This is a genomic window from Flavobacterium micromati (genome assembly GCF_900129585.1).
Taxonomy (GTDB): domain Bacteria; phylum Bacteroidota; class Bacteroidia; order Flavobacteriales; family Flavobacteriaceae; genus Flavobacterium; species Flavobacterium micromati.
Genome location: NZ_FQWF01000024.1, coordinates 3,455 through 5,485, shown reverse-complemented (window position 1 = coordinate 5,485; position 2,031 = coordinate 3,455). Strand labels below are relative to the sequence as shown.

At 47.1% G+C, this 2,031-nt stretch carries 2 tRNA genes and 1 rRNA gene; all 3 read left to right on the top strand.

Annotated elements, in window-relative coordinates:
• Positions 1 to 22: 22 nt before the first annotated feature.
• A 16S ribosomal RNA gene (locus BUB42_RS15905) occupies positions 23 to 1,538 on the top strand.
• Positions 1,539 to 1,735: 197 nt separating this feature from the next.
• Positions 1,736 to 1,809 (top strand) — tRNA-Ile (locus BUB42_RS15900).
• A gap of 144 nt (positions 1,810 to 1,953) precedes the next feature.
• Positions 1,954 to 2,027, top strand: a tRNA-Ala gene (locus BUB42_RS15895).
• The last annotated feature ends 4 nt before the right edge of the window (positions 2,028 to 2,031 follow it).

Below are 2,031 nucleotides of genomic sequence, written 5' to 3'. Positions count from 1 at the left end.
AAGAGATTGTCTCACACAATATACGATGAAGAGTTTGATCCTGGCTCAGGATGAACGCTAGCGGCAGGCTTAACACATGCAAGTCGAGGGGTATAGGTAGCTTGCTACTTAGAGACCGGCGCACGGGTGCGTAACGCGTATGCAATCTACCTTTCACAGAGGGATAGCCCAGAGAAATTTGGATTAATACCTCATAGTATAACATGGCCGCATGGTCGAGTTATTAAAGTCACAACGGTGAAAGATGAGCATGCGTCCCATTAGTTAGTTGGTAAGGTAACGGCTTACCAAGACTACGATGGGTAGGGGTCCTGAGAGGGAGATCCCCCACACTGGTACTGAGACACGGACCAGACTCCTACGGGAGGCAGCAGTGAGGAATATTGGACAATGGAGGCAACTCTGATCCAGCCATGCCGCGTGCAGGATGACGGTCCTATGGATTGTAAACTGCTTTTATACGAGAAGAAACACTCCTTCGTGAAGGAGCTTGACGGTATCGTAAGAATAAGGATCGGCTAACTCCGTGCCAGCAGCCGCGGTAATACGGAGGATCCAAGCGTTATCCGGAATCATTGGGTTTAAAGGGTCCGTAGGCGGTTTAGTAAGTCAGTGGTGAAAGCCCATCGCTCAACGGTGGAACGGCCATTGATACTGCTAGACTTGAATTATTAGGAAGTAACTAGAATATGTAGTGTAGCGGTGAAATGCTTAGAGATTACATGGAATACCAATTGCGAAGGCAGGTTACTACTAATATATTGACGCTGATGGACGAAAGCGTGGGTAGCGAACAGGATTAGATACCCTGGTAGTCCACGCCGTAAACGATGGATACTAGCTGTTGGGCGCAAGTTCAGTGGCTAAGCGAAAGTGATAAGTATCCCACCTGGGGAGTACGTTCGCAAGAATGAAACTCAAAGGAATTGACGGGGGCCCGCACAAGCGGTGGAGCATGTGGTTTAATTCGATGATACGCGAGGAACCTTACCAAGGCTTAAATGTAGATTGACCGGTTTGGAAACAGACTTTTCGCAAGACAATTTACAAGGTGCTGCATGGTTGTCGTCAGCTCGTGCCGTGAGGTGTCAGGTTAAGTCCTATAACGAGCGCAACCCCTGTTGTTAGTTGCCAGCGAGTCAAGTCGGGAACTCTAACAAGACTGCCAGTGCAAACTGTGAGGAAGGTGGGGATGACGTCAAATCATCACGGCCCTTACGCCTTGGGCTACACACGTGCTACAATGGCCGGTACAGAGAGCAGCCACTGGGCGACCAGGAGCGAATCTACAAAACCGGTCACAGTTCGGATCGGAGTCTGCAACTCGACTCCGTGAAGCTGGAATCGCTAGTAATCGGATATCAGCCATGATCCGGTGAATACGTTCCCGGGCCTTGTACACACCGCCCGTCAAGCCATGGAAGCTGGGGGTGCCTGAAGTCGGTGACCGCAAGGAGCTGCCTAGGGTAAAACTGGTAACTAGGGCTAAGTCGTAACAAGGTAGCCGTACCGGAAGGTGCGGCTGGAACACCTCCTTTCTAGAGCCTAATTGTTAGTTTAGCAATAAACACGGTTAGGAAAGAAGACAAAGATTGTATTGGAAACAAAGAAGGACATTTTATTACTCTTGCTGTTAATTTAAAAAAGATTTAAGATTGTTGACAAGCGATTTTAGATTTCCGATTGTTAAAAGATCAGAAATCAAGAATTGGGAAGCCTTCATCAAAAATCATTCTGTCTCGTAGCTCAGCTGGTTAGAGTACTACACTGATAATGTAGGGGTCGACAGTTCGAGTCTGTCCGAGACAACTAATAAAAAAGTAATCGCTTTACGCTTTAGTGTAATCGGATTAAAGAAGTACGTTCATAAGAATAGATTGAAAGGAAATTCTAGAAGTTGGGATCCTTATTTTTTTGGAATTTGGAATTTAAAAATTTGGAATTTAAGAAATTGGGGGATTAGCTCAGCTGGCTAGAGCGCCTGCCTTGCACGCAGGAGGTCAACGGTTCGACTCCGTTATTCTCCACTAC